This window comes from Mucilaginibacter sp. P4_G9 (assembly GCF_056400985.1).
Map to the genome: position 1 here is coordinate 1 of NZ_JBFUKF010000658.1, position 1,838 is coordinate 1,838.

Sequence of the window (1,838 nt, forward strand, 5' to 3'; positions counted from 1 at the left end):
GACGCAAAGTGATTTACTTCTTTTTTCTTTGTTGGTTAATTTCTATATAGTGTTCCTGTCTTCACTATAAATACACTTTTTTGAAGAAAAATCAATTTATATCGGGATATATAGAGCCGGMTTAATTRGAAACTTATCATCCGCCSATCTCACAAATCCGGCAAATTTTAGCCTCAATTTAAGAGGCWRTCTAAAAATAAAAAACAGACCGTCATTGCGAGGTACGAAGATAACCGACCGCAGGGAGCTCATTAATACCTATAAAATAAAAACACAACATTAATAATCCCAAACTATGCAGATCGGATTTGCAAAGCTACTCTGTAAGGTGGGGATTGCTTCGTACGCAATGACGCATGGATATATGCTTCATTAGAAGTCTAAAAACATTTAATAWATCWTTTTTAAACAGCCTCTTAGAAGACCCCCCGGATGAACCCTCCAGATACCTATATCAAAAAGGACTTTTTTGCAATGCCGCACCGGCTGGTAAAGTAAACATGGCGACATCCAGTTTACCGGATTTTATTTCGGTCGCCGTACTTTCAATATAGAACTGGGCATTGTCGATAGTCATTTTTAGGGGGATGGCATTTGTTTTTGACAGCACAGTATACCAGTTACCAAATTGATGGTTGATATATAATTTGCTATCAACCGGTACCCCCGACGTGAAATAAAATTTCTGTACGCCGCTTTTGCAGGTTAGCACCAGTTCATCGCATTTATAGCCCAGGATATCAATAACGGCTTTGTGCAGTTCGGTACTGATCACCTCATCGGCATTAACTGCGCCATCATTCCAGAGCACGGCTTCGGAGTTACTCATTTTGCTGTAAAGCTTGTTATCTGCGTTAACGTACAATTGCCATTGCATCATAGAGCCATTCATTTCCGACTTATAATCRCCGCCTTTTATGTAATAGTTGAGGGTATTGCCCATCATGGTGGTAAACTGGGCGTCGCTTACATTGGGTATTTTACTTTTAATGGCATTGCTGTAAACTATTTTGCCTTCAAATGATTGCGCCGAAGCTATTAAACACGTTAGGGCTAAGGATAAGGTTAGGATTAGTTTTTTCATGATTGATTTGTATAGTGTTAAAATAAGGTTTCAAATAAATAGACCATCAGGTAATCTTTCAATTATTATTCAATGATGGTATACTGAAATAAAACGAGCTGCCGATGCCTGCCTTGCTTTCAAACCATATAGTACCATTATTTTTTTCGACAAGCTCTTTACACAATAAAAGACCGAGCCCGCTTCCTTTTTCGCTGGCTGTACCAAAAGTTGTGTAAGACGAAAATTTATCAAATATTTTTGCCTGGGCTTCCTCCGGGATGCCTTTCCCGTTGTCTTTTACAGTTATAACGATAATTGAATCCTTTTTTTCGGCAGCTATGGTAACGGTATCACCTGCTTCTGAAAACTTCACGGCATTCTCTACTAAATTCCTGATCACGATATCAATCATGGTTTCGTCTCCATAAACAGTTTCAGACCGGGTGAGCTCCACACCTGTTACCATTACTTTCTTTTCGGCAGCCCGCTCTTTCAGCAGGGTTACATTTTGCTCAATTACCTTTTGCACATTGAAGCCGGCGGGTTTAGCCTCGATACCATCCATCTGGCTTTTTGCCCAGTACAGCAGGTTTTCAACCAAATGTGCGGTTATTTTAAGGGTATCGGCAACCTTCTCAGTCCAATACTTACTTTCTTCTTCCGATAGGTCATCTTCCTTTATCATATCCATCATATGGCTGATGGTATGGATAGGCCCCCGCAAATCGTGCCCTATAATAGAAAACAGCCTGTCCTTTACGTGCACCAGCTC

The 1,838-nt window shown here is 40.2% G+C and carries 2 protein-coding genes; both read right to left on the bottom strand.

Annotation, left to right across the window (positions count from 1 at the left end):
- Positions 1 to 454: 454 nt before the first annotated feature.
- Positions 455 to 1,084: a hypothetical protein gene (locus tag AC1DPZ_RS26440; protein ID WP_477409122.1), complete on the bottom strand. Its 630-nt coding sequence runs from the start codon at positions 1,082 to 1,084 to the stop codon at positions 455 to 457.
- 58 nt (positions 1,085 to 1,142) lie between these two features.
- Positions 1,143 to 1,838: sensor histidine kinase (locus AC1DPZ_RS26445; protein WP_477409124.1), on the bottom strand; the 696-nt coding region annotated here is incomplete at its 5' end.